Genomic DNA, 1,983 nt, shown 5'->3' on the forward strand with positions numbered 1-1,983 from the left:
CCAGGGGTGCGCCATCGAGGCGCAAAGCGCAGCCATAGCTCGGGCTATGGCGAGCATTTGCAACGATGAGGGCGTGCACCTGGGCGGGATGAGCGGGCATGTGGGGTTCGTTCACACCTTCTCAGGCAAGTCGCGCTCGCTGGACAGCACGCGCCACACATCCACGTGGTCGTTGTGTTCGACATAGAAAGCAAGGTGCGGGTAGCGCGACAGCGGCCAGAAGCGAAGGCCTGGAAGATTCAGTTCGTGTGCATAGCGCGGCGAACCGGTGGCCGGATGTCGGCCGATGTGACCATAGGCATGCTCCAGCGCGTCGATGAAGCCCAGCGCTGCCGCCGGCGCGCCTTGCTCCAGATACCAGCTCAGCGCCTCCTCCACGTCGCGCAGGGCGGCCTGACGCGGAATGACCGGCTTGGCCTTCACCGGGTCGCGCGCCCGCCTTTGCCCGCGGTGCCGACGCGGGCACGCAAACCCTCGAAGTAGTCGGCCGTTGCAGGCTCGCCCGGCCGCGACCCGGCGCCGGCCAGCAACAGCTCCCGCAGCCGTACCCGATCCTGATCGCGGCGAATCAGTTCACGCACGTACTCGCTGCTGGTGCCAAAACCGCGCTCCCCCACCTGCGCATCCACAAAGGCCTTGAGGTGGTCGGGCAGGGAAATGTTCATGGTGCTCATGGCGCCAGTCTGCGGGGAATGGCAAAAATTGGCAAGAACTTCGGCGCGCAGAGGTGCCATCATGCACCCGCCTTGACCCCCAAGGCGACCAGGCTCATTCACTGTTCGCGATCCACGACCGCATACATCAGCCCACGCCGCCGACCCCCTGCCGCTTGACCGCGTCCAGCGTCTGCCCGGCTGCGTTCTTCCATTCCTGCCAGCCATTGGCCGTGCGGCCCAGCAGCGCCACCGCCGCCGTGCTGGGCGAGCGAAACAGATGGTCGCGGGTGAACACCACGGTGTCGCCCTCCACCTTCATCACGCCGTCGGCAATCAGTCGTTCACGGAAGGCCCCGTCGCTGGTGTTCTGGATGGAGGGCACATTGGCCCGGCGGCCGACCGAGCCGGCCTGCACCTCAAGACCCTCATCGGTGAACACGCCCCGCCCCTCGGCGCCACCGGCCTTGCAGAAGAACAGGTCAGCGGCGCCTGTTGGGGCGGCGGTGCTGCCCTGACCCGAATGCGCCGCCATCGGTGACGACAGCAGCGGGTAGCCCAGCGTGTTCAGCAGGATCTCGCCTGTCTCGAACACTTCGCGGCAGTCGGCCTCCATGGGCGCAGGCGTGTAGGGCCGGCTGCCTGCATTGCCATTGAGCACGGCAAAGCGCCCCAACCGGCGCGCGGTGTCGATGCTCAGCCATTCCAGGTACAGCGCATGGGTCTGTGTGAGCGACTGCGTGCGTGACAGCAGCACCACGGCGCGCTGCCAGAAGTCCTTCTTGCTCGCGTGTTCGGCCAACCGCGTGCGCAGGTCGCCAGTCTGGCCGATGTAGACCTGCGGCAGGCTGCCATCGTCGGGCAATGCCAGCAAGAAATACACGCCCACCTGCTGGCTCTCGGGCATCTTGAAGAAGGACTGCAAGCCATTGAGCGGCACGTCGACCACCTGCACGATGCGCGTGGTCATCTCGGCCACGCGGATGCCTGCGGGCTCACCGGTGGGCAGGAAGACCTGGATGGTTTTTGGGCTGACGGGACTCATGCAGGCTCCTTCGCAGAAACGACACCGCGCACGTCGATCTGGCCGGTGACGGCGGCGGCGATGAGGGCGGAGCGGCGCTCGCGCAGCAAGCCAATGGCGTGCTCGGCGCTGGCGCGCAATGCATCAATCTTGGCGGTGGCCTTGACGAGTGCGGCTGTGATTGTTGATTCATTTCCAAAGCTGGGCCATTTCGGGACGCATTCACGTTGAAATTTGAGCCACGTTGCCGCTCTATCCTGCTGAATTTTTCAGCACGGGGGAGCAGGAGTGATCAACGTGAGCACA

General features: G+C 65.4%; 4 protein-coding genes. All 4 read right to left on the reverse strand.

Annotation, left to right across the window (positions count from 1 at the left end; all coding sequences use genetic code 11):
* Positions 1-111: 111 nt before the first annotated feature.
* The 4 genes from LG388_RS19830 to LG388_RS26720 all read right to left on the reverse strand — a co-directional run bounded on the left by LG388_RS19830 (position 112) and on the right by LG388_RS26720 (position 1,817).
* The gene (locus LG388_RS19830) at positions 112-423 is read right to left on the reverse strand and encodes a type II toxin-antitoxin system RelE/ParE family toxin (protein WP_225784442.1); all 312 of its coding nucleotides are present in this window, start codon (positions 421-423) and stop codon (positions 112-114) included.
* The gene (locus LG388_RS19835) at positions 420-674 is read right to left on the reverse strand and encodes a type II toxin-antitoxin system ParD family antitoxin (protein ID WP_225784443.1); all 255 of its coding nucleotides are present in this window, start codon (positions 672-674) and stop codon (positions 420-422) included. The genes LG388_RS19830 and LG388_RS19835 overlap by 4 nt, the downstream gene beginning before the upstream one ends.
* A gap of 127 nt (positions 675-801) precedes the next feature.
* Complete coding sequence (locus LG388_RS19840) at positions 802-1,698, reverse strand: GIY-YIG nuclease family protein (RefSeq protein WP_225784444.1); 897 nt, start codon at positions 1,696-1,698, stop codon at positions 802-804.
* Entirely contained in the window at positions 1,695-1,817 is a 123-nt protein-coding gene (locus LG388_RS26720; RefSeq protein ID WP_255632200.1) for a restriction endonuclease subunit S, read from the reverse strand. The genes LG388_RS19840 and LG388_RS26720 overlap by 4 nt, the downstream gene beginning before the upstream one ends.
* Positions 1,818-1,983: the final 166 nt, after the last annotated feature.

This window comes from Xenophilus sp. Marseille-Q4582 (genome assembly GCF_916700565.1).
Taxonomy (GTDB): Bacteria; Pseudomonadota; Gammaproteobacteria; order Burkholderiales; family Burkholderiaceae_C; genus Xenophilus.